Source organism: Eilatimonas milleporae (genome assembly GCF_003688555.1).
Lineage (GTDB): Bacteria > Pseudomonadota > Alphaproteobacteria > Sphingomonadales > Kordiimonadaceae > Eilatimonas > Eilatimonas milleporae.
In genome coordinates, this window is the sequence record NZ_REFR01000013.1 from 44,449 (window position 1) to 68,934 (window position 24,486).

24 protein-coding genes and 1 pseudogene are annotated in these 24,486 nt (G+C 59.0%); 10 read left to right on the top strand and 15 right to left on the bottom strand.

Features of this window, described 5'->3' with window-relative positions; all coding sequences use genetic code 11:
* The first annotated feature begins 6 nt into the window (after window positions 1-6).
* From BXY39_RS13205 to BXY39_RS20055, 4 genes and pseudogenes are all read left to right on the top strand, one after another.
* Complete coding sequence (locus BXY39_RS13205; RefSeq protein WP_170163836.1) at window positions 7-522, top strand: TRAP transporter small permease subunit; 516 nt, start codon at window positions 7-9, stop codon at window positions 520-522.
* The gene (locus BXY39_RS13210; RefSeq protein WP_121939370.1) at window positions 519-2,078 is read left to right on the top strand and encodes a TRAP transporter large permease; all 1,560 of its coding nucleotides are present in this window, start codon (window positions 519-521) and stop codon (window positions 2,076-2,078) included. Before BXY39_RS13205 ends, BXY39_RS13210 begins: the two co-directional genes overlap by 4 nt.
* A gap of 165 nt (window positions 2,079-2,243) precedes the next feature.
* Window positions 2,244-2,648: a VOC family protein gene (locus BXY39_RS13215; RefSeq protein WP_121939371.1), complete on the top strand. Its 405-nt coding sequence runs from the start codon at window positions 2,244-2,246 to the stop codon at window positions 2,646-2,648.
* A 111-nt stretch (window positions 2,649-2,759) separates the two neighbouring features.
* A pseudogene (locus BXY39_RS20055) lies at window positions 2,760-3,132 on the top strand (VOC family protein).
* 46 nt (window positions 3,133-3,178) lie between these two features.
* On the opposite strand, the gene parC reads toward BXY39_RS20055, so the two are convergent.
* The 10 genes from parC to folK all read right to left on the bottom strand — a co-directional run bounded on the left by parC (window position 3,179) and on the right by folK (window position 13,588).
* Complete coding sequence (parC, locus tag BXY39_RS13225; RefSeq protein ID WP_121939372.1) at window positions 3,179-5,431, bottom strand: DNA topoisomerase IV subunit A; 2,253 nt, start codon at window positions 5,429-5,431, stop codon at window positions 3,179-3,181.
* A gap of 64 nt (window positions 5,432-5,495) precedes the next feature.
* Window positions 5,496-6,230: a DNA repair protein RecO gene (gene recO, locus BXY39_RS13230; protein WP_121939373.1), complete on the bottom strand. Its 735-nt coding sequence runs from the start codon at window positions 6,228-6,230 to the stop codon at window positions 5,496-5,498.
* 34 nt (window positions 6,231-6,264) lie between these two features.
* Window positions 6,265-7,203 (bottom strand): GTPase Era, encoded by a 939-nt coding sequence (era, locus tag BXY39_RS13235; RefSeq protein ID WP_121939374.1) that lies wholly within the window; start codon window positions 7,201-7,203, stop codon window positions 6,265-6,267.
* Window positions 7,200-7,895 carry a ribonuclease III gene (gene rnc / locus BXY39_RS13240; RefSeq protein ID WP_211332247.1) on the bottom strand — a complete coding sequence of 232 codons (696 nt, stop codon included), beginning with the start codon at window positions 7,893-7,895 and terminating at the stop codon, window positions 7,200-7,202. The genes era and rnc overlap by 4 nt, the downstream gene beginning before the upstream one ends.
* The gene (locus tag BXY39_RS13245) at window positions 7,892-8,665 is read right to left on the bottom strand and encodes a pyridoxine 5'-phosphate synthase (RefSeq protein WP_121939375.1); all 774 of its coding nucleotides are present in this window, start codon (window positions 8,663-8,665) and stop codon (window positions 7,892-7,894) included. Before BXY39_RS13245 ends, rnc begins: the two co-directional genes overlap by 4 nt.
* Window positions 8,666-8,670: 5 nt before the next feature.
* Window positions 8,671-9,270, bottom strand: a complete 600-nt coding sequence (locus tag BXY39_RS13250; RefSeq protein ID WP_211332248.1) for a DUF2062 domain-containing protein — start codon at window positions 9,268-9,270, stop codon at window positions 8,671-8,673.
* A gap of 108 nt (window positions 9,271-9,378) precedes the next feature.
* Window positions 9,379-9,963, bottom strand: a complete 585-nt coding sequence (gene pyrE, locus BXY39_RS13255; RefSeq protein WP_121939377.1) for an orotate phosphoribosyltransferase — start codon at window positions 9,961-9,963, stop codon at window positions 9,379-9,381.
* A 115-nt stretch (window positions 9,964-10,078) separates the two neighbouring features.
* Window positions 10,079-12,217, bottom strand: coding sequence for a RelA/SpoT family protein (locus BXY39_RS13260; protein ID WP_170163837.1), 2,139 nt, complete (start codon window positions 12,215-12,217; stop codon window positions 10,079-10,081).
* 231 nt (window positions 12,218-12,448) lie between these two features.
* Window positions 12,449-12,844 carry a DNA-directed RNA polymerase subunit omega gene (gene rpoZ / locus BXY39_RS20060; RefSeq protein WP_121939378.1) on the bottom strand — a complete coding sequence of 132 codons (396 nt, stop codon included), beginning with the start codon at window positions 12,842-12,844 and terminating at the stop codon, window positions 12,449-12,451.
* 165 nt (window positions 12,845-13,009) lie between these two features.
* On the bottom strand, window positions 13,010-13,588 hold the full coding sequence (gene folK / locus BXY39_RS13270) for a 2-amino-4-hydroxy-6-hydroxymethyldihydropteridine diphosphokinase (protein WP_121939379.1): 579 nt from the start codon (window positions 13,586-13,588) through the stop codon (window positions 13,010-13,012).
* Window positions 13,589-13,811: 223 nt separating this feature from the next.
* Here folK and BXY39_RS13275 point away from each other — a divergent pair, with 223 nt between their 5' ends.
* Both BXY39_RS13275 and BXY39_RS13280 read left to right on the top strand, forming a co-directional pair.
* A complete protein-coding gene (locus BXY39_RS13275; RefSeq protein WP_245999183.1) occupies window positions 13,812-14,480 on the top strand; it encodes a LabA-like NYN domain-containing protein in 669 nt (222 codons plus the stop codon).
* An 81-nt stretch (window positions 14,481-14,561) separates the two neighbouring features.
* Window positions 14,562-15,245, top strand: coding sequence for a uracil-DNA glycosylase (locus BXY39_RS13280; RefSeq protein ID WP_245999185.1), 684 nt, complete (start codon window positions 14,562-14,564; stop codon window positions 15,243-15,245).
* A gap of 102 nt (window positions 15,246-15,347) precedes the next feature.
* Here the strand turns inward: BXY39_RS13280 and BXY39_RS13285 are convergent, their stop codons facing one another.
* Window positions 15,348-15,593, bottom strand: a complete 246-nt coding sequence (locus BXY39_RS13285) for a hypothetical protein (protein ID WP_121939380.1) — start codon at window positions 15,591-15,593, stop codon at window positions 15,348-15,350.
* Between the two features lie 345 nt (window positions 15,594-15,938).
* Here BXY39_RS13285 and BXY39_RS13290 point away from each other — a divergent pair, with 345 nt between their 5' ends.
* Window positions 15,939-16,412, top strand: coding sequence for a hypothetical protein (locus BXY39_RS13290; RefSeq protein ID WP_121939381.1), 474 nt, complete (start codon window positions 15,939-15,941; stop codon window positions 16,410-16,412).
* A gap of 96 nt (window positions 16,413-16,508) precedes the next feature.
* Here the strand turns inward: BXY39_RS13290 and BXY39_RS13295 are convergent, their stop codons facing one another.
* Window positions 16,509-18,731, bottom strand: coding sequence for a TonB-dependent receptor family protein (locus BXY39_RS13295; RefSeq protein ID WP_121939382.1), 2,223 nt, complete (start codon window positions 18,729-18,731; stop codon window positions 16,509-16,511).
* A 208-nt stretch (window positions 18,732-18,939) separates the two neighbouring features.
* Here BXY39_RS13295 and BXY39_RS13300 point away from each other — a divergent pair, with 208 nt between their 5' ends.
* Window positions 18,940-19,779 carry a cyclic nucleotide-binding domain-containing protein gene (locus BXY39_RS13300; protein WP_170163838.1) on the top strand — a complete coding sequence of 280 codons (840 nt, stop codon included), beginning with the start codon at window positions 18,940-18,942 and terminating at the stop codon, window positions 19,777-19,779.
* Between the two features lie 37 nt (window positions 19,780-19,816).
* Here BXY39_RS13300 and smpB read toward each other — a convergent pair whose 3' ends face one another.
* The 3 genes from smpB to BXY39_RS13315 form a co-directional block, all read right to left on the bottom strand.
* Complete coding sequence (gene smpB / locus BXY39_RS13305; RefSeq protein WP_121939384.1) at window positions 19,817-20,299, bottom strand: SsrA-binding protein SmpB; 483 nt, start codon at window positions 20,297-20,299, stop codon at window positions 19,817-19,819.
* A 96-nt stretch (window positions 20,300-20,395) separates the two neighbouring features.
* Window positions 20,396-21,283, bottom strand: coding sequence for a 4-hydroxy-tetrahydrodipicolinate synthase (gene dapA / locus BXY39_RS13310; RefSeq protein WP_121939615.1), 888 nt, complete (start codon window positions 21,281-21,283; stop codon window positions 20,396-20,398).
* Between the two features lie 273 nt (window positions 21,284-21,556).
* Window positions 21,557-22,084: an EF-hand domain-containing protein gene (locus BXY39_RS13315; RefSeq protein WP_170163839.1), complete on the bottom strand. Its 528-nt coding sequence runs from the start codon at window positions 22,082-22,084 to the stop codon at window positions 21,557-21,559.
* Window positions 22,085-22,637: 553 nt separating this feature from the next.
* On the opposite strand from BXY39_RS13315, the gene BXY39_RS13320 reads away from it, so the two are divergent.
* Both BXY39_RS13320 and BXY39_RS13325 read left to right on the top strand, forming a co-directional pair.
* Window positions 22,638-23,642, top strand: a complete 1,005-nt coding sequence (locus BXY39_RS13320; RefSeq protein ID WP_170163840.1) for a sensor domain-containing diguanylate cyclase — start codon at window positions 22,638-22,640, stop codon at window positions 23,640-23,642.
* Window positions 23,643-23,879: 237 nt separating this feature from the next.
* Complete coding sequence (locus BXY39_RS13325) at window positions 23,880-24,314, top strand: hypothetical protein (RefSeq protein WP_147453582.1); 435 nt, start codon at window positions 23,880-23,882, stop codon at window positions 24,312-24,314.
* Window positions 24,315-24,486 lie beyond the last annotated feature (172 nt).

A 24,486-nucleotide genomic window follows, 5' to 3' on the forward strand; every position in this document is an offset into this window, starting at 1 on the left:
TTCAATATGGTAGGGACAGAAAAGGTCGTCGCCGGTCTCGACCGTGTGACGGCGGGCACCGGTGCCATTCTGGCCGTGACGCCGCTGGCCCTTGTCATTGTTCAGTTCAGCGTTGTTCTCATGGTTTACGTATTCGGGCGCGGCAGTGTCCAGCTTCAGGAAAGCCTGCAATATATCAATGCGCTGATGTTTCTGGGCGGGGCGGGCTACACCGCCCTGAAGGATGACCATGTGCGGGTCGACCTGATCTACAGCCGCCTGTCTCCACGCAGGCGCACCTGGGTCAATTTCGTCGGCACCTGCCTTCTTCTGGTGCCGTTCCTGGCCATGTTCTGGTGGGCCAGCCTGCCCTATGTTCTGGCAAGCTGGTCCATCGGCGAAGGCAGTGTTGAGGCAAGCGGCCTGCCTTTTGTCTATATCCTGAAATCGACACTGCTGCTGTTTGCCCTGACGCTCAGCATCAACACGCTTGCCGATCTGCTGCGCTTTGGACAGCGCCTGTTTTCCGGGACACCGTCATGACAGGCCTGACACCGTGGCTGACCGGCGGCATGTTCCTGGTGCTGGTCGCCGTCCTTATGACGGGGTTCCCCGTTGCCTTTGCCATTGCGGGCACCGGATTGCTGTTCGGCATTATCGGCGTCGCCAGCGGCGTGCTTGACCCCGGTTTCCTGGAAATCCTGCCCAACCGGCTGTTCGAAAACGTCATCCGGAACGAATTGCTGTTCGCCGTGCCGCTGTTCATCACCATGGGTGTGATGCTTGAAAGATCGAAAGTCGCCGAGGATCTTCTGGACAGCATGGGCCAACTTTTCGGTTCGTTACGCGGGGGCCTGGGTATCGCCGTCACCGTTGTCGGCGCTCTGCTGGCGGCCTCCACCGGTATTGTCGGCGCCACTGTGGTGACCATGGGTCTTTTGAGCCTGCCGACCATGTTGAGGCGCGGATATGACCCCGCGCTGGCCACGGGTTCGATTGCCGCCGCCGGTACCCTGGGCCAGATCATTCCGCCATCCATCGTGTTGATTCTGCTGGCTGATGTCATGTCATCCGCATGGCAGCAGGCGCAATTGAACCAGATGATTTTCGCACCAGAGCCGATGAGCGCCGGAGAGCTGTTCGCCGGGGCACTGGTGCCGGGCCTTATTCTTGTCGGACTGTATATCCTGTATCAGGCCGCCATGGCTCTTTTCAGACCCGATTCCAGCCCCGCCATGCCGCAAACGCAGGACGGCCCTTTGGGTCCTGCCTTTTACGGGCGCCTTCTGACCGCGCTGCTGCCGCCGCTGATACTGATCGTGGCGGTGCTCGGGGCCATACTGGGCGGAATCGCCACCCCGACGGAAGCTGCATCGGTCGGCGCTGTCGGTGCCTTGCTGCTTGGCGCGGCACGTCAGGGGGCCGCGCGGACCGCCATTATCGGTGCCCTGTCAGGGACGGCCCTGTTCGCACTGGCTGCCCTGCTCGACCTGAGAACCACGGACGACGCCCTCCTCCACCTGCTGGCTTTCGGCATTCTGATGATTTTCACGGCCGCATTCGTGTATGCGCTGATCACTGTGCATCGCAGCGGCGTCCTGAAAGAAGTGCTGTCATCCAGTGTCCGGCTGTCGACCATGATCTACGCAATACTGATCGGTGCCGCCCTGTTTTCCCTCGTTTTCCGTGGGCTTGGCGGTGACGCCGCAATCGAGGCCATGCTGCATGCCCTGCCCGGCGGCACGGTTGGGGCCCTGATCGCGGTCATGCTGCTGATGTTCGTTCTGGGGTTCTTTCTGGACTTTATTGAAATCACCTTCGTTGTCGTCCCCATTGTGGCACCCGTACTGTTGGCAATGGACGGCATCGCCGGACCGATATGGCTGGGCGTACTGATGGCAATGAACCTGCAAACGAGCTTTCTGACCCCACCTTTTGGATTTGCACTGTTTTATCTGCGCGGAGTGGCGGATGCATCCGTGCCCACCGGAGCCATGTATCGCGGCGTCATCCCCTTCATCATTATTCAGGTGATCGCGCTTCTTGCCATTGCCCTGTTTCCGGACCTTGTCCTGTGGCTACCGGACCATCTTTTTTGATAAATGAAAATTATATTTGTATGATTTTCGGATAAACTTTCATCGCCTGTGATTAAACTAAAGCTGGGAAGCCCCTTCTGTTTCAACATGTTACGGTAGAGCGCCCGTAGAAAGTCATTATATGTAAAAACATCAAGGCGGGCCTGTGAGGGAGACCCGCCAGCGATGCTTGGCCATATCATGCTCGGCACCAACAATCTTGTGAAAGCCGGTGAATTCTATGACGCGCTTCTTGCGGAGCTGGGAGCCGCGCGGAACTGGGAAGACAGCACCTTTATCGTCTGGGGTACCGAAGAGGACCCTTTGTGCTTTTCCATCACCAAGCCTTATGACGGTCGGCGGGCGACCCCTGGCAATGGCACCATGATTACCTTCCGCGCCCAAAGCCAGGAGCAGGTGGGCAGGGTTCATGCCAAAGCCCTCTTGCTCGGCGCGTTGAACGAAGGGGCGCCCGGCTATCGCGGTCCGGAAGAGGATGGTTTTTATGCCGGGTATTTCCGGGATCTGGACGGCAACAAGCTGAATGTCTTTCATTTCACGCCCCCGACGCGCCTGGGCACAGCGAACTGACCGTCGATTTCAGAAAACACGGACAGAACCGGGCTGAAAGCATTCGGGCTGTGGATCATGCATTCGGCCGATGATAGTGTGTCATCCGGATCAATGCGGGGAGATACTGAAATGATTGGCTACACAATGTTCGGCACCAATGACATGGACAAGGCAACAGCCTTTTATGACGGGGTTTTCGAGGCTCTCGGCTATAAACGCACCTGGAATGACGAAGCCTTCCGCGTTTGGGGGCCGCGGCTTTTGCATTACCAAACCCCATGACGGTAAAACCGCCACGTCTGGCAATGGCACGATGATCGCGCTGACAGCCCCGTCACATGACATTGTGGACAAGGTTTATGCCAAGGCGATGGAACTGGGCGGCCAGGATGAAGGGGCTCCCGGCCCGCGCGGTGCACCGGAGATGGGCTTTTATGCCGGCTATTTCCGTGATCTGGACGGCAACAAGCTCAACGTTTTTCACATGAAGGCACCGGGCTAGGTAAAGCCAGCCGTGTCCGGGCGGGGCGGTCTCAGCCTATCCTGGGCTATCTGAATTTATTTGACCGTGGAAATCCCATGGGCGGCAGGCGACCGGCGGAAGCTCGCTTGCCCGTCCATGGGGCAAGCTCCGTTTCGGTACGCCAGCGGTCGGAATTGCCCCCCATGGGCCATGTCAACCCGTCCGCATTGTGGAAGGTGAGGATGTCGCTCATGCCGCCATCCCGGTACCGTTGCAACACCACACCCTGTCCCCGGTTCATCACGGGCAGTTCACCCAGGGCGAAAATCAGCAGTTTGCGGTTTTCACCAATGACGGCGACGCTGTCCCCGTCGATGATGGCGCAATGGGTGGCCACGGCACCGGAAGACAGGTTCAACACCTGCCGCCCGCCACGGGTTGAGGCCACGACATTGTCGCTGTCGACGCGAAAACCCTTGCCGATGGAACTGGCGACCAGAAGCTGGCCCCCCGGACGATAGGGGATAAGCGCGACAGGCTCGTCATTCTTGTCCATGTCGACCATCAGGCGTACGGGTTCGCCGTGGCCACGTCCGCCCGGCAGTTTGTCGCAGCCAAGGGTATAAAGCCGGCCGCTGGTCGCCATGAGAAAGACCTTGTCCGTGGTATAGGCATGAAAACGAAAACGTTCCTCGTCACCATCCTTGTATTTCAGGATCTCTTCCGGTTTGACGTGGCCTTTCATGGCCCGGATCCAGCCGCGCTTTGACAGCAGCACGGTAATCGGTTCTTTCTCGACCATGGCTTCAAGCGGAACGGCTTCCACTTTCGGGGCGTCGCCGAAAGTGGTGCGGCGCCTGCCAATCACCGTTTCGGGTCCGAAAATATCTTTGACCTCCGACAGCCTGTCGCCAATGGCGATCCATTGGCGCGAGGGTGATCCCATCAGCGCCTGAAGGTCCGCCTGTTCCAGCGAGAGGGCATCATGTTCCTTGCGGATTTCCATTTCTTCCAGTTTGCGCAAGGACCGCAGGCGCATGTTGAGAATAGCCTCAGCCTGTCCTTCGTTCAGGGCAAAGGCGGCCATCAGGGACGCCTTCGGGTCGTCCTCTTCCCGGATGATGCGGATCACCTCGTCCAGGTTGAGATAGGCGATCAGATAGCCGTCCAGCACATCCAGACGCCTGGCGATCTGGGACAGTCTGTGCTCGGTCCGGCGTTTCAGAACCGTGAGCTGGTGGTCAAGGAAACTGCCGAGAATCTCTTTCAGCGACTGCACGCGCGGACCGCCGTCCAGCCCGATCACATTCATGTTGAGAGAAAACCGCACCTCCAGATCGGTCAGCTTGAACAGGCTTTCCATCAGCAGTTCAGGTTCCACGGTACGGTTTTTCGGCTCCAGCACGATGCGGAGGTCTTCACTGGATTCATCCCGTACATCGGCCAGAATGGGTAACTTGCGGTCGGAAATCAGTTCGGCGATTTTCTCGATCAGTTTCGATTTCTGGACCTGATAAGGGATTTCCGTGACGATGATGGCATATGCACCGCGTCCCAGATCCTCTTTCGTCCAGACGGCCCGCAAGCGCACGGCACCACGGCCGGTTTCATACGCCTCCAATATGCTGGCGGCGGGTTCGACGATCTGACCGCCGGTGGGAAAGTCGGGTCCGGGAATGCGCTCCACCAGGTCGCGGACCGTGACCGCACGGGCGGGATCGCGCCGTTCCTCGATCAACAATTGCAGGCCGTCCACCAGTTCGGCCACATTATGGGGCGGGATGGATGTGGCCATACCGACAGCAATCCCACTGGAACCGTTGGCCAGAAGATTGGGGAAAGCACCGGGGAAAACGACCGGTTCATCGTCTTCGCCGTCATAGGTCGGCCGGAAATCAACGGCATCCTCGTCCAGGCCGTCCATCAGCAGACGGGCGACCTGGGTCAACCGGGCCTCGGTATATCGCATGGCCGCGGCATTATCCCCGTCGATATTGCCGAAATTGCCCTGCCCGTCCACAAGGGGAAAGCGGACGGAAAAGTCCTGTGCCAACCGGACCAGCGCATCATAAACCGACTGATCGCCGTGCGGATGATATTTACCGATCACGTCGCCGACGACACGCGCGCATTTCTTGTAGCCGGCATCCGGGTCCAGCTTTAACAGCCGCATGGCATACAACAGCCGTCTGTGCACAGGCTTCAGGCCGTCCCGCACATCAGGCAGCGACCGTGACATGATGGTCGACAGAGCATAGGCCAGATAGCGCTCGCTCAACGCATCGGCGAAAGGGGTATCGATGATGGTCTCGGGACTTAGATCAGATGGCTTGCTCATGGGCAGGACTATAGCAGCGCTGCCCGCCTGCGCCACATTATGTTGCGGCCTTGCCGCTCTTTTTCTATGCGAAACACGCGGCGAAACGTTCCCGCGCCGGCGGCTGGCCGCGCCCGTGCACGGACCAGACATGCCGGTCCAGAAAATACCGCGTCAGGCGCAAACCGTCCGCCACGCTTTCCCTGTCGGGTGCAAGACTGTTCCCGCCTCTCAGAAAGGGGGGCAGCGGCAACAGCTTGTCATGATAGGGTCGTCCGGCCATGACCGACACGGCCCGCCCCGTTTTCGGCGAGACATAAACCAGATTGGCCGCCGTGCCCGTTGCGGCACACCTGTCCAGATCGAGCCCGAAACCAAGGGTGGCCAAAAGCCCTACTTCCAGATGGACAAGGGCCGCGGCCCAGTCACACTGCTGCGTATGCTCAACCGCGATTAACGACAGCAGCGCCTCCAGCGCCGTGTGCACACCGGGGACGGCCTCGCGTTCCGGCACGGTGGCGGCGATCACGGCGGTCGCCGCACTCAGCGCGGCAAGACGGGCACCATCGCCCAGCAAATGCCCCAGGGGCGATGACACCAGTTCCACGGTGAAACGGCCAAGGTTTTCTTCCAGGCGGGCCGCCCATGTGACGGAAACGCGGTTGCCGGCCTGCAGAACCGCGCGCTGACGCCGGCCGCTGCCGCCCTTGACGAAACCGCGGGCCCGCCCGTGTGCCGCGGACAACACATCCAGAACCGCATCACTTTCACCGTGGCGGATTGCCGACAGCACGATGGCTTCATCGCGCCATGTCTTCACCGGCTAGCGTCCTCCATACTGGCTGGTTGCGCCATCAATCCACATAATCCAGGCCCATATCGCTGTAGCGCCCCCTGTCTTCCGCCCAGCGCTCCGTCACCCGCACATGTAAAAAAAGGTGTACACGGCATTCCAGCATGGCCTCCAACTCCTCACGCGCCATGCTGCCGAGTGTTTTCAACATCGCACCGCCCTTGCCGATCACCATGCCCTTCTGGCTGTCGCGCTGGACATGAATGACCTGTTCGATCCGTACGGATCCGTCTTTACGCTCTTCCCATTTTTCGGTCTCGACCGTAATGGCATAGGGCAGCTCGTCATGCAGACGCAGATATACTTTTTCACGGGTCACTTCGGCGGCTAGCATACGCATGGTGATGTCGGCCACCTGGTCTTCGGGATACATGAAGGGGCCGGCCGGTGCCATTTCCGCCAGATGCGCCTTCAGATCGGCGACGCCATCACCGGTCAGGGCCGAAATCATGAAGACATCGCTGAAGACGCCTGTCTCGAACAGTTCCTGGGATAGGGCAAGCAACATGTCGCGTTTGACGGTATCAATCTTGTTCAGGGCCAGTATGGCCTTGCCGCCGCCTGCGCGCAGCCCGTCTATAATGCGCGACACGTCATCCGTCAGACCCTTGCGGGCATCGACGATCAGCACAACGGTCTCGGCATCTTCCGCACCGCGCCAGGCGGCGCTGACCATGGCGCGGTCCAACCTGCGCCGCGGCTGAAAAATGCCGGGCGTGTCAATAAAGACAAGCTGGGTGTCGCCCTCCATCGCGATGCCGGTGATGCGGCTGCGCGTCGTTTGCACCTTGTGGGTGACAATCGCCACCTTGGCCCCGACCAAAGCGTTCAACAATGTCGACTTGCCCGCGTTCGGCGCACCGATCAGGGCGACAAAACCGCAATACGTGGCGGGCGACGATGCCACAGAAGCATCATCGGATGTGGTCTGATCCGTCATATTCGGGCCTTTTCAAGCTGTGTAAGCAGGACCTCCGCCGCGGCCTGTTCAGCCACACGTTTGGCCGGCCCCTCTGCCCGGGCCGCACCGCGATCACCCAGCACCACCTCAATGGTGAAGACGGGGTCATGATCGGGACCGGTGCGGTCCAGTTGGCGATATTCCGGCAAGGACCAGCCGCGTCCCTGGGCAAATTCCTGTAAGCGTGTTTTGGCGTCCTTGGTAACCGCCGGTCCCTTTTCAAGCAGGCCAGCCCAGTGACGGCGGATAAAAGCCCGCGCGGCCTCATAGCCGCTATCGAGATAAATCGCGCCCAGCACCGCCTCGCACACATCGGCCTGAACGGCCTCTTTTGTGCGCGCGCCTTCGGTCTCGGCCCCCGGCATCAGTTTCAACGCCTTGTCGAACCCCAGTGCCCGTGCCCGTTCGGCCAGGGTCTCACGGCGGACCAGCGACGACAGACGGCGGTTCAGCTGGCCCTCGTTTTCCCCGGGAAAATGATCCAGAAGCCATTCGGCGATGACCAGCCCGAGCACCCGGTCACCCAAAAACTCAAAGCGCTGATAATTCAGCCGACCGTCAAGCGACGGGTGGGTCAGTGCTTCCGCCAGCAGGCTGGGTTTTTCAAATCCATATCCGGCAATTTCCACCATGGGTTCAGATCGCGGATTTTTCGGGGACACCGGTGTCATGCCGGCATCCCGGAGGCGCCTTCGCCCTTTGCACGCCCGGCATCCATGGCCCGGCGCATCCCCCGGATGGCCTCTTCAAGGCCGACAAAAATCGCCTCGCCAATCAGGAAATGCCCGATATTGAGCTCATGCAGTTCAGGAATCGCCGCAATCGGGCCGACCGTTTCATAGGACAGGCCATGGCCGGCATGCATTTCCAGACCCAGCGATGCGCCAAGCGCAGCCGCATCGCGCAGACGCCCCAGTTCCGCGACGCGTTCGTCACCGTCGAGTTCGCAGTAAAGGCCCGTGTGCAGCTCAACGACCGGGGCCCCCAGATCAAAGGCCGCATGCACCTGAGCCGGCTCGGGGTCAATGAACAGACTGACACGAATGCCCGCATCCGACAGGGTGCGGACGATAGGGGTCAGTCTGTTGTGCTGGCCTATCACATCCAGCCCGCCTTCCGTCGTCAACTCCTGCCGCTTTTCCGGTACGATACAGGCAGCATGCGGCTTGTGGCGCAACGCGATTTCCAGCATCTCGCGGGTCGCCGCCATTTCAAGGTTCAGCGGAACACTCAGGCTGTCGGACAGGGCGGCAATATCATCGTCGGAAATATGCCGGCGGTCTTCGCGCAAATGCGCGGTGATACCGTCGGCACCCGCCCTGACAGCCATGGCCGCGGCCCGGCCCGGGTCGGGATGTCTGATACCGCGCGCATTCCTGATGGTTGCCACATGATCAATGTTCACGCCCAGGCGCAGAGAAGGGATGGATCGATCTGTCATATCGTTTATGCACCGCTTTCCAACGTCGATTCCACTGCTGTTTCCACCGCACCGACGGAAAGAGCCGCATCCCGGTGATCCGTTGCCTGCCGGCGTTCCAGCCGCCGTCGGCGTGCCTCCCGGTAGCCCATGGCCAAACCCCGGTATCCGAAATAAAACAGCACCCAGACGATGACCGCAGCCGGCAGCCCGCCCACGATAAGCGGAAAAACCAGATTGAGAAAGGCATAGACATACCCAAGCGGGTCGGTAACGAAGGTATCCAATGACGCCAAGGGCACGTTATTTGAGACACGTTCACCGAGAAGAGCGGTGCCGATTTCACTGGTCAGGGTGAAAATAAAAGGAAATGTCCATGGATTGCCCACCGCCGTACCGATTGCCGATGCAATCAGATTACCACGTGTCATGGCCGCCACGGCAAAGCCAAGCAGGAAATGAAACCCGATAAAAGGCGTGAAGGATACCGCCACACCCGAGGCGAGCCCGGCCGCGACGCGATGTGGCGTGTCAGGCAGCCGCAACAGGCGGTACCCAAGATAGCGCCAGCCGCGATAAACACCCTTACGGGGCCACAGCCAGTCCCGCAGGCGTTGCCACCACATTCTTTTATTACGCCTTCGAAATAACATTTATTTCTTACTCTGCACCTTGAGCCGGTCTCCGGCTGTCCGCCATGAAAGCCGCCCCCATTGTCACCCGCGCGGCGAACATCATACCTTCATATCGCGGCTGCCGGGCTTGACCGCCGGTATCGCCGCCAATGCCGGCGGCAGCACGTCGGCTTCATATATGGGCGCATCAATCTCGGCCAGCGAGACCAGCGGCACGCCCACATCCGCTTTACCGCCGGACCGGTTGATCAGGCACCCCGCCGCAACGACGGTTCCGCCGGCGGCCTGAATGGCGGCGATGCATTCCCGCGATGACAGACCAGTTGTCACGACATCCTCCATCATCAACACCTTTGTCCCCGGCTCGACGGCAAACCCCCGCCTCAGGGCAAAGACACCGTCCACACGCTCCATGAACACGGCGGGGCATCCAAGCTGACGACCGACCTCATAGCCGACCACCACCCCGCCCATCGCGGGGCTGATGACCATATCGACCGCATGACCGGCATCGCGGAGCTTTTCAGCGAACGCCCGGCACACGGTCTCACCCCGGCGTGCATCCATCATCACCCGCGCACATTGCAGATAAACAGGACTGCGTTTTCCCGACGACAGAATGAAATGCCCTTCCAGAAGGGCCCCGGCCTCGCGGAACAGGTCCAGCACGGTCGATCGATCCATAATATTATCCTTACATGTTCATGCCATATAGACATTTGGGACAAATCGCCGCTCTTATCAGACAGATTGCAACGATTACGACGTCAGACGTCGACAGTCCGTCCGCGAAACTCTCCTAACCCAGAATACGGTCGACGGAGCTGACCACGCGGCTTGCCCTGAGAGTCCTTGAAATATCGCTCAGATGTTTCACATCGCGGACTTCGACATCGACCAGCATGATGTAGAATTCGGGATCACGTTCCGGGATCTGAAGGTTCGAGATATTGGCGCCGCCTTTCGACACCGTTCCCGCAATACTGGCCAGCGCGCCCATTTCATTGACCACCTCCAGGCGCAGCCTGCCGACATAATAGGCATCGTCTCCGCGCCCGCCCTGCCAGGCCAGATCAACCCACACATCCAGCTGGTCGTCATATTCATCAAGCCGTGAACAGCTGATCGCGTGAATGGTGACGCCCTCGCCCGGCACACGGATACCGACGATACGGTCACCCCGCACCGGATGGCAGCATTCGGCCAATCGAATCACGGAGTCGCGCGATGCGCCGTACACCGGAATCACATGATCCTCATCCATGGCGCCGCTTTTGTGCACTGTCGGCAGCCTGTTGCTGCGGGCATCTTTTTCAAAGCCCGGATAGGCGGCGCGCAGCACGGCCTCCTCCGTCAGGACACCCTGGCCCACGCGTGCCAGCAGATCATCGCGTCCATGCAGATTGAGGATGCCGGCAGCTTCCCGCAACGCCTCTTCATTATAATCGAGGCCATTGCGCCGGCAGGCCTTGTCCAACAATGACTGACCAAGCTGGATGTATTCGCTCTCACGCTGATGGCGCACGTACCGGCGGATTGCGGAGCGGGCCTTGCCAGTGATCACGAAGCTTTCCCAACGCGGCGAAGGCATCTGTTCCCTTGAGGTCAGGATCTGCACCTGGTCACCGTTTTCCAGCTGGTAGCGTAACGGCACCATGCGCCCATTCACCTTTGCACCGACACAGTGATCGCCCACCTCGGTATGAACGGCATAGGCGAAATCCACGGGCGAAGACCCGCGCGGCAGAGAGATCAATTCCCCCTTGGGCGTGAAGCAGAAAACCTTGTCCGTGAACATGTCCAACTTGGTGTGCTCAAGAAATTCTTCCGAATCAGAGGCATGTTCCAGAATTTCCAGCAGATCGCGCACCCATCGGTACTGCGACCCTTCCTTCGGGTCGGCTCCCTGCTTGTATTGCCAGTGGGCGGCAACGCCGTATTCGGCTTCCTCGTGCATGCGCTGGGTTCGGATCTGGATTTCCAGACGCCGGTTATGCGGACCGATAACCGTCGTGTGCAGCGATCTGTAGTAATTTCGTTTCGGTGTCGAAAGATAATCCTTGAACCGTCCCGGAACCATCGGGAAAGCCTGATGCACAATGCCCAGGGCCCGGTAACATGTCTCCACATCCTGGACGATGATGCGAAAAGCCATGACATCCGACAATTGTTCAAAGGCAATATTCTGGCGTTCCATCTTGCGCCAGATCGAATAGGGCCTTTTGATCCTGCTGGACAGGCGGACCTCGATCCCGTGTTCGGCCAGAAGGGACTTCAGAACCTCGACCATCTCTTTTTCAAGATAGGGATTTTGCTCGATAAGGTAATGCAGGCGGGCAGTTATCGTCTGCATCGCTTCCGGATCAAGATGCTGGAAGGACAGGTTTTCCAGTTCATCCTTCATTTCGTGCATGCCGATCCGCTCGGCAAGCGGGGCGTATATCTCAAGCGTTTCAAGCGCAATACGCCGGCGCTTTTCCTCTTTCTTGATATAGCTGAGCGTGCGCATGTTGTGCAGGCGGTCAGCCAGCTTGACCAGCAGCACCCGAATATCGTTCGACATGGCCAGCAGAAATTTGCGGAAATTTTCCGCCTGCCGGTCGCTTTCGGCCTGCAGTTCGATCTTGGACAGTTTGGTGACACCATCCACCAGTTCGGCCACCTTGGACCCGAAGAGTTCGTCGATTTCGCCGATTTCAGCGACAGTGTCCTCGACCACATCATGCAGCAGGGCGGTGGCGATGGTATCGCCGTCCAGCTTCATATTTGTGAGGATACCGGCGACCTCAAGCGGATGCGAGAAATATGGGTCCCCTGAGGCACGGCGCTGTGTGCCATGCGCCCGCATGGCAAAAACATATGCCCGGTTGAGAAGTGCTTCATCCACCTCCGGGTCGTAACTCTTGACCTTTTCGACGAGTTCATACTGGCGTATCACCGCCTGTGGTTCCTTATGTCCTGCATCATCCGCCTATTCAGGGGCCTGGACATGTCCATCCCGCGAACAAGCCCCATGACGTCAGCCGCAGGCTTCCAGGGTACCGGCCCTCAATGCCTGCGGGATATTATATCCGTACGGCCCAGAAAAACCCGGCCTCGCGCGAGACCGGGTTTCCATCATGCAGCGCGCACTTTTCAGCGCGCAAGGTCCGTATCCGTGATACGGCCTTTAGCTATCCCCGGACAGTGCGCCGTCTTCGGCAACGCCCTCTTCCCCGGAAGCGTCGCCTTGCGCGGCGGCGCTGCCCGTCCCGTTCGGCACGGCGGGCGCGCCTTCACCGCCCGTTTCCATGCCGGACATGAGGATGGACATGTCCACTTCTTCCGGTTCATCGGATTCAACAATCTTACGCAGGCCTGAGACGACAGATTCAGAAAGGTCCTCGGCAATGACTTTTTCTTCGGCAATCTCACGCAGTGCCACAACCGGGTTTTTATCATTGTCACGCTCGACCAGAAGCGGCGCACCGGAAGAAATCTGACGCGAGCGCTGTGCCGCTGCCAGGACAAGATCAAACCGGTTCGGCACCTTGTCGACGCAATCCTCGACCGTTACACGGGCCATAAGGTTGTCTCCTAAATATACTGGAACTCCGGACCGTCAAAAACTCAGACCGCCGCGCGGAGCCACGAAATTCTATCAGGCGCCCGCTTATAACGCCATGAACAGGCCGTGTAAACATCCATGCGGCGGCCATGAGCCCACCTTTGCCGGACGGGTTTGTGCGCATCACAGGGCCGGCAAGACCACCTTTTCATAGCGGTTGTTGCCACTATGGTCGACACGGTTAAGCATTTGCGCGGCAGTCAGCCGCAAAACCGGATGACACCAGTCCGCCGCGATATCGCACAACGGCCTTAAAACGAAATCACGCTTGTGCAAAGCGGGATGCGGCAGAACAAGCGGAGCGCGGGGCAGTGCACCGGGCGCATCATCCGCAGCCACCTTCCAGATTACAGGGTCCGGCAACACAGCATCTCCATACGACAGAATATCGATATCCAGACTGCGGGCGGCCCAACGCACATCGCGCACACGCCCGAAAGCGGCCTCCGTCCCATGCAGGACAGTCAACAGTGCCTCCGGCGGCAATACGGTTTCCACCTGTGCGACCAGATTGACGAAATCAGGCTGTTCCGACGGTGGCCAGGCCGGTGTCGCATAGGCTGGCGAGACCGCCGTCAGACACACGGATTTTTCGCCCTTTATCCGTTCGAGCGCCATGGCGATCGTTGTGGCCGGACCTCCCGCCGCCGACGGCAGATTGGCCCCGAAGGCCAACAGTACGGATACCGGAACACACTTCATGAAATACCTTTTCCTATTCTAGGTCGAACGATACCGCCAACTTGGGAACACAAATGTCAATTTGGTGATTTTTCTGTAGAATTTCCGTCTCGGCCGCGCCATTGTAGTATTATTGACGTATTTACTGATTAAATGCAGTCGCCCGGCCATATGGCAACACCAATGGTCCCGATAATATGTTTAACAGTGCGTTTATTTTGATTTTCCACCGATAGGAACTTTCATGATTTTTTATCCTGAAGAGCGGCTTGCTCTTTTCATCGACGGTGCAAACCTTTACGCCACAGCCCGTGCTCTGGACATGGAAATCGACTATAAAAACCTGCGGGCCCATTTCGCCGGTCAGGGGCGCCTTGTCCGCGCCTTTTATTACACCGCCATTCTGGAAGACCAGGAATATTCACCGCTTCGCCCGCTGATAGACTGGCTTGATTATAACGGCTTTACGCTTGTGACAAAGCCGGTGAAGGAATTCACCGACGAACATGGTCGCCGCAAAATCAAGGGCAATATGGATATTGAAATCGCGGTGGACATGCTGAACATTTCGGATGCGGTCGATCATGTGGTTCTGTTTTCCGGCGATGGGGATTTCCGGCGCCTTCTCGAGGCCGTTCAGCGGCGCGGCGTCCGTGTCACCGTCGTCAGTTCAAACACCACGCAACCCTCCATGATTGCCGATGAACTACGGCGCCAAGCCGATCAGTTTGTCGATCTGGCGCGTCTGCGCAATACACTCGGCCGGAAGGGCGCCCGGCGGGCCGCGACCTATGATGACGATGTCATGGATCCGCAGGATGCCATGAACCCGGATATGTCGGAGGACGACGACGCCCCGCAGATTGACGACGCCGATATATATGGTGACAGCCTCGCCGCGCCGAAGGACTGAAGATATTTCCGGTCTCATATGATTACGTTGCCGTAATATTATCATGCACACAGGCTGCTTCACCACGCGCAGAGGTCAATCGTGACACTTCCCGACAAAGGCACCGCGGTGCCTGCGGCAAGCAAGGTGCCTGCCGAGCCGCCGCATGACTGCACACTGTGTCCGCGTCTTGCCGACTTTCGCCGGAAGAACCGGGAACTCTATCCCTCTTTCCACAACGGCCCCGTGGAAAGCTTCGGGACCATTGACGCGCGGATCCTCGTGGTCGGCTTGGCCCCCGGCCTGAAAGGGGCCAATGCCACAGGGCGGCCTTTTACAGGCGATTATGCCGGGGACCTGCTTTACGCGACCCTTATGAAAAAGGGACTTGCCTCGGGGACGTATGACCGCCGCCCCGATGACGGCTTCCATCTGGACGGGGTCATGGTCACCAATGCCGTCCGCTGTCTGCCCCCGGAAAACAAGCCGACCGGGGCCGAGATCAACAGCTGCCGTCCCTTTCTGCTGGCCCGCATGGACAGCCTGAAACATATGAAAGTGATCCTGGCGCTGGGCAAGATCGCCCATGACAGCACGGTCCGCGCACTGGGGGCAAAGCTGAAGGATCATGTCTTCGCCCACGCCGCCGTCCACAGACTGCAATACAACGGGCAACGGCTGACACTGGTGGATAGCTATCACTGCTCACGCTATAATGTGAACACGGGCCGGTTGACACCGGCCATGTTCGAAAATGCCGTCGATGCCTGTATAGCGGTCTTATAAAACCGAAACCCTGGTGAACACGCGGGCAGCTGCGGCTTCACGCGCTCGGACCCTGTTTAACGGGAACAATGGCCAGAATGCCGGTGATACGGCCTCTATCGGTCAGTGGGATGTCAGGTCGTTGCCCACGTCGCTCTGACGGCTCAGCCAATGGCCGACAGTGTCCAGAACGTCCCCTGCCTGGGATGTCGCATCCAAGGCGGCGGCCGCACGCGGTCCGTTCAGCAGACCGTAAAGCCGCCTCGCGGACAGGGTATCCCCGCTATCAACGGCAGAGCGGACCGCCCGCATCAGACTGGGCCGCAAAGCGGCAATGGAGAGGCCGCCACGGCCTGATGAATATCTCATAACCTGTCTCCTTCGTCAGGTTGGCCTTCGCCTCAAGGCGAAAGACTGAGAAATCCGTCCCGGCATTTGTATCTGTTTTATTAGGCCCTACAATATATTGTGCCGATGACGCCCCGGAGACTCTTGGCGGACTCTTTCAGGACTCTTTCGAGACTCTTTCTTGACAGACGGCATGACTGCGGTGCCGGAAATCCGGCCGTGCCTTTCACCCCGGATATGGGGCGGTGCCCACCAGGCTATCCGTCTGATGGCATCTCCATTCCATTAACCTTCCATTAGTCTTCTGTCCGCTAGCCTGCCGGCGCAGCCTGAAATCCCGAGGATACGGGCCGCGCAGAGGGGCAGATGCAGGATGATCCGCAAAATGGCCGGGATCAGTCGCCAACCATCATCGATGGTCCGACCGTTCCCCAGACGCAGCACGTCCACGATTTGTGGGTGGCCGAAGCCGTCGATGGTTTCCTGCCCCGCAGCCGGGTCACCATGCAAAACCTGGGGGAAATCCGCCCCAATATATACATTCATGAATACCATCCCGACCGGGATGACTGGCGGGTCCGCCTGTGGGGACTGGGTGCCGTGCACCTGACCGATATCGATCTTCAGGGCCAGTGGTCCTCCGCACTGCCGGCAGAGGTGCAAAGCAAATACAGACCGCTTTTCAGCCGAGCACTGGAAACCCGCCGCCCTGTGACCGCGCACAACCGCGCCGCCGAATACAATATGCCCCTGAAGGTATTCGAAATCGTCTTCGTACCGATGATTTTTGAAGCCAGCGGCCTGACCGGAACACTCGGGGCTTTCTGGCCGATAGCCTGACCGCCCCCCTTGAACAGACGGCCACCATGTCATCTGATGGAAAACGGGGCCGGCACACATGCCAGCCCCGAATATATTGCGACATGCCGAAACGTCTTAAAAGGTGATACGCACCCCGCCGATCGCCGTACGCGGCAGGCCCGGTCGCGCACCGATGGGCAGGCGGCCCGCCACATAGGTCTCGTCAAACAGATTCCGGACAGTGGCAAAAAGCTCAACCGTGTCCAAAAGGAAATAATTGGCCGATACATCGAACAGAACCCGGTCATCCAGACGCTCGCCCGACGGGATATCCCCGCTGCCGGCGCGCGATCTGGCTGCGGATAAATAATTCATCTGAAGCGACGCCCGGAACCGGTCCTCCGTCACACCGAGGCTGGCGGTCAGCTGATGTTTGGGCAGGTCGGGAAAACTGTCCCCTGCCTCGACATCGCCGAAGAAGCCGTCGGAAAAACTGGTCTCGAATTCGGCGTCCGTGAAAGTATAGGTCACCCTGACCGGAAGCTGCCAGCCGCCGCCCAAATCGAAGGCATATCCGCCCAGAAACTCCAGGCCGAGGATCCGGGCCTCGCCGCCGTTGAACTGGTCGCCGATCTCACCGCCCCGACAACCCGTGGACTCCGTGCATGTGCCGAGAATGTTGTCATAGTCGTTATAGAAAAAGACCGCCTCACCATAGAGACCGTCACGGTCGAAAATGGCGCCGACCTCATAATTGATGCTTTCTTCCTCGTCCGCGCCGGCACTGCTGGGTCCCGGAGGGTTGAACCCCTTGAAAACACCGGCTGTCAAAGTCAGATTGTCATTGACCTGATAATTGACGCCGAGGCCGGGAATAAAGGCATTCACGGTATTGTCGCGCTCGCCCGTCGGACCGCCGCTGCGGTCGGGATCGTCCCCGGCAAAATCCACACGGCGCAGATCGATCGTTTCAAAGCGAACACCGGGCACAATGGTCCAGCGTCCCAGTGTGATCGTATCCTGCATCATGAAAGCCCAGGCACCGGCACTGACAACACGGTTTCCGCGCCGGCCGACGGTTTCCACTTCGCTCAACACCAGGGTTCCGTTCAGCATCTGAAAGTTTTCGTTGAACTGGGCGCGGTCTTCCTCGTCCTCGTGATAGCGGACGGAAAATTCCAGATCATGCACGGCCTCGCCCGTGGCGAACGGAATTGCCACCAGGCTTTGCACACCGGCGCTGTAATATTCACGTGCATTGTGACGCAGACGCACGGCGCCGGGGTCACTGTCAATCTCGCCGCGCAGAATCCCCAGTTCAGTGGCAAAGTCGCCCGGATTGGCAAGCACGGTGGCGGCGTTCACCGTCTCGCCGCCGATGGACAGGTCATGAAACTTGAACCAGTCCCGCTTGAAATCATTGTAATAGCCCGTGGTCACCACTTCGATGCCGCCGGTCTTTAGCACATGGGTCAACATATACTGGTCATGATTGCTGTCGATGCGGTCCAGGTCGCTCGCCGCGTAACGCTGATAAGGGTCCGTATCGAAATCGGCGTCAGTCAGGCCCAGATAGGTTTCATTGGAATCATTGACCGTATGGCTCAGCTTGACATGCAGGGCTTGATACACATCCGCGTTCCTGTCCGTCTCAAGACGGAATTTCACGAGATAATCCTCAACGTCGAAGCCGGTGTCGCGTCCGCTCGGCAATTGCTTGAAACCGTCATTGGTGCTGCGGAACACTTCCACAAGACCGCCGATATGCCCGGTTGAGCCCCCTATGGCCGTATGGCCGGTGACAAGCCCGTCTTCGCCCACACGCAGATCGACAAACCCGGCAAGGGCCTCATCCGGAATGGACCGGCTGACTAGGTTGACGGCGCCCCCGACCGTGCGCGGGCCGAATTTGATGGAACTGGACCCTTTGCGCACCTCGACCGCGGTCATGCGGGCAATGGTGGGAAAGTAATAGGCGGACGGCGATGCATAGGGTGCCGGTGCGATAAGGACGCCGTCTTCCATCAGGGTGATTTTAGCCGACCTGTCGGCACCGGACCCACGCAGGCCGATATTGGGGCGCAGGCCAAAACCGTCTTCTTCGCGGATATTGACACCCGGCACTTCACGCAACAGGCGATGAATATCCTGATATTTGAATTCCAGCAGATCTTCTTCATTCAACCGTGTCGCCGATCCGATAACCTGTGACCGGTCGACACTTTCACCGATGACCTGGATCCTTTCAATGGAGACGTCCACATAGTCCGGGGCGGCCCCGCCGCTTTCCTGCGCACGGGACGGCAGGGCAGCGGACAGGGCACAGACGGCGCACGCCGTCAGCAAACGGGGAGACATAGATATTCCTTCTCTTGATAGTCATTCTTATTTTTGATTGACGCCTCGTCCCCCTACCATCCGGCCCTGCAAGCTGCAAGCCATTCTTATACACACCCATTAAACAGGGATCATTCTATAGGCAGCCTTGATAAAGACTGCTATTTCCCGGATATGTCACATGTTTATGGTGCGATACCGCGCTTCATACGGCGGTGAAGGACGGAGTATGGCAAAACCGGTAGATATGGCAGAAAAACCGAACAGCGGCGAAGCTCGGGAAACGTTGCGGAGCGAAACAGCTTTCGAAAAGGGAGAAGTCATCTATCTGCAAGGCTCTGACCCGGATGGCGTTTATCTGATCCTGGAAGGCGAGATCGATATTTCTCTGGGAGAGAAGGACGGCAATGTGAAAATTGCCCGGCTGGTCACGGGCGACCTGCTGGGAGAAATCAGCGCCATCGAAAACAAACCGCATTCGGTCACAGCACAGGCCGCCAGTGTCTGCCGCACCCTGTTCATCCCCAGGGATGCGTTCATGCGCAGTTTCTCAGACCCGCTTGTGCGCAAGGTGGTGCATACACTGGCCGCCCGTTTGCGTATCAGCGTCGCGTCAGGCGCCGCAAGACCGGAAGAAGACCGGGCCGACATCCCGCTGCCGAAGACGGTCTACATGCCGAAACTGGACCCGAAAAACCCGCTACAGCTTGTGCCCGCCAGTCCGCCCATGCAGGACCTGCTGGAGGCCCCCGTCAGGATCGACAGCCTGCCCTTCCGCGTGTGCCGTCAGACCGGCAAGGCGAAGGCCGCCAAAGCGATGGGCGACAGGCTGCTGCTGCCGGCCAAGGGCACGGTGGAACTGGCCAATGAACATTTTGAGATTTTAGTACGCGATGAACGACTGTCGGTGCGTGACCTGGGCAGCGCACATGGGACCATCGTGAACGGCGAAAAACTGAGCCGGTTTTCCAGCAGTTCCATCGCCCGGCTGCGGCCCGGACGCAATGAACTGGTGGCAGGAGGGCCGGACAGCCCCATACGCTTCACACTGATTGTGCAGGGGCTCTGATCGGATCCCGTCTTCGCGGCGGCAATCCGCACCCAGGTCAGCCGTGATCCTTGAGCAGGCGGGCCTTCTGGCGCTGCCAGTCCCGCTGTTTTTCGGCTTCACGCTTGTCATGCAGCTTCTTGCCCTCGGCCAGACCCAGAATGACCTTTGCCCGCCCGCGGTCGTTGAAGACAATTCTCAACGGCACCAGTGTCATACCCTGCCGCTGGATGGCACCGGCGATCCGATTGATTTCCCGCCGGTGCATCAGAAGCTTGCGGGGGCGGCGCGGCTCATGATTGAAACGGTTGCCATGGGCGAACTCGGGAATATTGGCGTTGACCAGCCATAATTCACCATTTTTGGCCTCGGCATAGGCTTCCCGTATACTCGCCTCACCGGCGCGCAGGGCTTTGACTTCCGTCCCCTGAAGAGCAATACCCGCCTCCAACTCGTCGCGAATATGATATTCATGACGTGCTTTGCGGTTATCGGCGGCGATACGGCGGGGCGGGCTTTTATCTTTTTTCTTTTTGGCCATAACCGGCTTCACTTACGCATCCGCATGACCGTGGTCAAGGGCGCTGTTTGCAGAAACGCTCCCTGTCCCCCGCCAGCGGCTTATCATGCGCGACGCTTACAGGCTGATCGGTCCAAGTCCGGCTTTGCCAATGGCGGATGCCACCATCGCGCGGCCCGCATCGCTCATCGGCAGCAAAGGCGGACGGACCACGGCCTTACCCAATCCGAGCAGCTCCAGGGCGGCCTTTGCCGGCGCCGGGCTGGGTTCGGCGAACATGGCATCATGCAATGCCATCAGACGATCCTGCAGGGCCAGTGCTCCGGCATGGTCACCGTTCAGACAGGCGGTCTGAAATTCAGCGCACAGCCGGGGGGCCACATTCGCCGTCACGGAAATACAGCCCTGACCGCCCATGGCATTGAACCCGAGGGCCGTCGCGTCCTCGCCCGACAACTGGATAAAACCGGGCCCCATGGCGACCCGCTGTGCGGCACAGCGGGCCAGATCACCCGTCGCATCCTTGACGCCCGCGATCCGCTCCAGCTCAAACAGGCGTGCCATGGTCCGTACCGACATATCGACCACTGAGCGTCCCGGAATATTATAGATAAAAATCGGCAACCCGGTCGCGTCGTGGATCGCCTTGTAGTGGGCGTAGAGCCCTTCCTGACTGGGTTTGTTATAATATGGCGTGACGATCAGCGCGGCGTCCGCACCCGCTTTTTCCGCATATTGCGTCAGTTCGATCGCTTCGCGCGTGGCGTTGGAACCGGTACCGGCCATGACCGGCACCCGGTCGCCGGCGGCCTCGACACAAAGATCGATCGCCATGCGGTGTTCATCGTGGGTCAGTGTCGGCGACTCCCCGGTCGTTCCCACCGGGACAAGACCATGCGATCCTTCCCTGACCTGCCAGTCGATAAAGCGCTGGTAAAGATCGCCATCGACAGAGCCATCCTCACGCATGGGGGTTATCAAGGCGGGAATGGAGCCCTTGAACATGTCCTGCTCTCCGCTTGCCGTCCGGGTGATGCCGCAAGGCATGCCGCACAGACGGGTCCGTCCATCAAAATTGCCGCGCACCCTACCCGTCCCGCGTCACAAGAACAAGTCCATCCGGCAAATGCCGGACCCGGGCCGGCCCTCGGCGCTTCCGTCTGAAAACCGTGAGACGCAGGGCCATAAAAAGGCCGGGTGGCGATCGAGAGCGGATCGCACACCCGGCTTTCCCAAAACCGGGACAGTGGGGAGGAGAAAATCAGGATGGCGGCGCGATCAACCGCCCTGATGGTGACGACCGCGGCGGAACCGGCGGCGCATGGCCTCTTTTGCTTCGTCGAATTCGGCCTGTGTCACGGCACCGTCACCATCGGCATCCGCGCGTTTGAAGCGTTTAATCATGGGGGCGGTAAATTCATCCACGCTCAAAAGTTCATCGCCGTCATTGTCCAGACGGGCCATGAAACGCATGCGCGTCGGCTTGCGCTTGACTTCGCCGTCCCCCTCGCCTGACGCATGGTGGCGCATACGGCGTTTTCCCATCCCCGGCATTTCCCGCGGCAATTCCTCAAGCGCGAGAAACCCGTTGCCATCCGCATCCCACTCCGCGAAGCGATCTTGTGCACGGGTCAGCATTTCATCATGGCTGACGACGCCGTCGCCATTGGTATCCGCCTGAAAAAAGCGGTTCTGCATTTCACCGCCATCCGGTCCGGATGTCTGGGCGGCGACCGCCGGCACGGCGGCCGCAGTGCTTAGAATCAAGACATGAACTGCTCTTTTGAGCATCATACGTTTTTTCATAATTGGAATGTCCTTTCCTCTCTCGCTGCCGGACATCGGTCACCGGCGAAACGCCGCCCCTTGCCTCTACGGTCAGCCGGCGGTCATTTCTGCTACGGCGGAAAGAACGGGTACCCTTCGCCACGGGATTTTATTTTCCCCTGTAGCGAACCGGCTTATGGACCGGCATCCCCCTACACACACCCCTAAAGCGATCTGAGTGTTGCCGCAGCGCCCCATCGGGTCGAAGCGCCTACATAATGAATGTCACTAAAACCATAAGCAGGACTTGACAAGCATACACGGGTGGTTTCCCCTTCGACCATTGGGGATATCGCGGTTGGGCAAATCGGCATTCGTTGTGAATAGGACAGTGTCATTCCTATGGGGCATGATGGTTTTTGCCGGTTTGACAACCGGTTTGCTGCTCAGTCCCGAATCAGACTTACATCGTTTTGTCTTAGGGTTGACAGCGGTTTTCACAGCCGCCTTTCTGATTTTCCAGACCGTCTTCGCCCTGCGTCAGCACCCTGTGAATGATCAAAAAACAGACACTGATTCACCCGGCACAACAATGCAACCAAAAGCACACTCTGAAGATACATCGGCAAACTGGTGTTTTGATCCTGATATCCTGCCGGACGCCATTCTGGTCTGCCAGCTGGATGGCCGGATCATCCTGAAAAACAGGGCTGCCCGTGACATGCTGGGCGACGTCATGAATGGTACGGACATGATCAGAAGTGTTTTCAGTTCATGGCACCGGCAGCTTGTCGAGCGCGAGCAGGCAGACAATGTGGTTGATGCCATCATGGCCTCGCCGGACATGAAGTTCAGCGAGACGCTGGGTTTCAGCAATGGCAAGACCTATGAACGGCAGACACGACCCATCAAGAATCAGGCCCTTCGCCTTTGGCTTTTGCGCGATGTCACGGTCTTGCGTCAGGCAGACAGTGACAGCGCCATGCATCAGTCCATGGTGGAAGCGGACGCCGCCCGTACGGCGGAAATGGCGGAACAACTGTATATGGCAAAAGCGGAGCTGGAAGAAAAGCAGGCCGAACTGACCCGCCTTGCCAACACGGACTCACTGACGGGACTTTACAACAGACGGCGGTTCATGCAGCTGGGCAACGATGCCGCGACAGACAACCGCACGGGTGAAAACGCGGTCTGGGTCCTGATGCTCGACATCGATTATTTCAAGCGGGTGAATGACACATACGGACACGGTGCCGGGGATACGGCCATCCGGGACTTCGCCATCATCATCGGGAACTGCATCGGCGATGACGGTTTTGTCGGCCGCATGGGGGGCGAGGAATTCGCCTCGGTCCTGCCTGACGCGACAGTGGACGATGCCGTGCGCGTTGCCGAGCGTATTCGGCGTCGCACGGCCGACAATCTGAGCCGGTGCGGAAAACAGACCTGCCGTTTTACCACGAGTATCGGCATCGCCTGTACCCAGGACGGGGAAGACAGCATCGAGCCCGCTCTTGCCCGTGCCGATAAAGCGCTCTACAGCGCCAAATCTTTTGGGCGCAATCGCGTGGTTGTGATGGAAAGTCAGCACATATAGCCCAACTATATCCATTAACCAAAGGCAACGGATGCGGCAAAGACTTGTCTTTTTGCAGCCGCCGGGGCAAGGATGACAACGCGCATGCGTGGGGCTGAAGCCGACCGGGGCCCCTAAAGATGATGCCACTGTCGGACGGTCTGAAAACGGACACCATACGGCCACAAAATGGCCAGGACCATGCGGAAACTCTGAATGCCGATGATATGCTGCTCTAAATCGCGTTGGGTCAAATCCATGTCTGCCGCTATGGCGATCGCCGGTATTGCGGGGGCGCTGATAATGGGGCCCGGCACCACTGCGCTGGCGCAAGGACAGTCCGGCCAGCAAGTACAGACCGGCCAGCCCCGCCCCACCACCGGACAGGCCGGTGCCAATGGAAATGCTGGCGGTGCCTCCTTCTGGGCGGAGCAAAATATCATGGTCGTTGCGCGATCCGGCGCCGGGCTCGCCGGTGCGGCACGCTACTGTGTCCTGGACGAAGACATGGTCGATGAATTCATCACCAAAACCGAAGGGCGTATTGCCGCTTTGGCGCGTGACGAATTTGAAAAAGTCGTCGCCCGGCTGGAATTCAAAAACCTTCTGGCCGCCACCAGCGCGACAGCCCCCCGGGAAGGCTGCGACACTTTCGCATCCCGCTTCAGCAGTATAGCGCGCGCCCTGCCCTAATCCCGCCGGACGGCCTTGAGCAAAACGGATACCATGTCCGATTGACCTGCGCATCGGGGCGGGAATCGATGACCGGTTTACATCCTGCGACGGATAACGGCCCGGTGCGTTGACATCGCGGCGGCGCGGACAAAAACTAATTGTTGCCGGTCAAATTCCGGTCCAGTGAATG

Bases quoted from the DNA above. Each gene is read 5' to 3' on its own strand.
- BXY39_RS13295 (WP_121939382.1), bottom strand. From the start codon at position 18,731: ATGTCTCCCCGTTTGCTGACGGCGTGCGCCGTCTGTGCCCTGTCCGCT.
- BXY39_RS13315 (WP_170163839.1), bottom strand. From the start codon at position 22,084: ATGAAAAAACGTATGATGCTCAAAAGAGCAGTTCATGTCTTGATTCTA.
- smpB (WP_121939384.1), bottom strand. From the start codon at position 20,299: ATGGCCAAAAAGAAAAAAGATAAAAGCCCGCCCCGCCGTATCGCCGCC.
- BXY39_RS13285 (WP_121939380.1), bottom strand. From the start codon at position 15,593: ATGAGATATTCATCAGGCCGTGGCGGCCTCTCCATTGCCGCTTTGCGG.
- BXY39_RS13325 (WP_147453582.1), top strand. From the start codon at position 23,880: ATGTCTGCCGCTATGGCGATCGCCGGTATTGCGGGGGCGCTGATAATG.
- BXY39_RS13290 (WP_121939381.1), top strand. From the start codon at position 15,939: ATGCAGGATGATCCGCAAAATGGCCGGGATCAGTCGCCAACCATCATC.
- BXY39_RS13275 (WP_245999183.1), top strand. From the start codon at position 13,812: ATGATTTTTTATCCTGAAGAGCGGCTTGCTCTTTTCATCGACGGTGCA.
- BXY39_RS13205 (WP_170163836.1), top strand. From the start codon at position 7: ATGGTAGGGACAGAAAAGGTCGTCGCCGGTCTCGACCGTGTGACGGCG.
- folK (WP_121939379.1), bottom strand. From the start codon at position 13,588: ATGAAGTGTGTTCCGGTATCCGTACTGTTGGCCTTCGGGGCCAATCTG.
- era (WP_121939374.1), bottom strand. From the start codon at position 7,203: ATGACGGATCAGACCACATCCGATGATGCTTCTGTGGCATCGTCGCCC.
- BXY39_RS13250 (WP_211332248.1), bottom strand. From the start codon at position 9,270: ATGTGGTGGCAACGCCTGCGGGACTGGCTGTGGCCCCGTAAGGGTGTT.
- rnc (WP_211332247.1), bottom strand. From the start codon at position 7,895: ATGACACCGGTGTCCCCGAAAAATCCGCGATCTGAACCCATGGTGGAA.
- BXY39_RS13320 (WP_170163840.1), top strand. From the start codon at position 22,638: ATGCAACCAAAAGCACACTCTGAAGATACATCGGCAAACTGGTGTTTT.
- dapA (WP_121939615.1), bottom strand. From the start codon at position 21,283: ATGTTCAAGGGCTCCATTCCCGCCTTGATAACCCCCATGCGTGAGGAT.
- BXY39_RS13210 (WP_121939370.1), top strand. From the start codon at position 519: ATGACAGGCCTGACACCGTGGCTGACCGGCGGCATGTTCCTGGTGCTG.
- BXY39_RS13245 (WP_121939375.1), bottom strand. From the start codon at position 8,665: ATGACAGATCGATCCATCCCTTCTCTGCGCCTGGGCGTGAACATTGAT.
- rpoZ (WP_121939378.1), bottom strand. From the start codon at position 12,844: ATGGCCCGTGTAACGGTCGAGGATTGCGTCGACAAGGTGCCGAACCGG.
- BXY39_RS13300 (WP_170163838.1), top strand. From the start codon at position 18,940: ATGGCAAAACCGGTAGATATGGCAGAAAAACCGAACAGCGGCGAAGCT.
- pyrE (WP_121939377.1), bottom strand. From the start codon at position 9,963: ATGGATCGATCGACCGTGCTGGACCTGTTCCGCGAGGCCGGGGCCCTT.
- parC (WP_121939372.1), bottom strand. From the start codon at position 5,431: ATGAGCAAGCCATCTGATCTAAGTCCCGAGACCATCATCGATACCCCT.
- BXY39_RS13215 (WP_121939371.1), top strand. From the start codon at position 2,244: ATGCTTGGCCATATCATGCTCGGCACCAACAATCTTGTGAAAGCCGGT.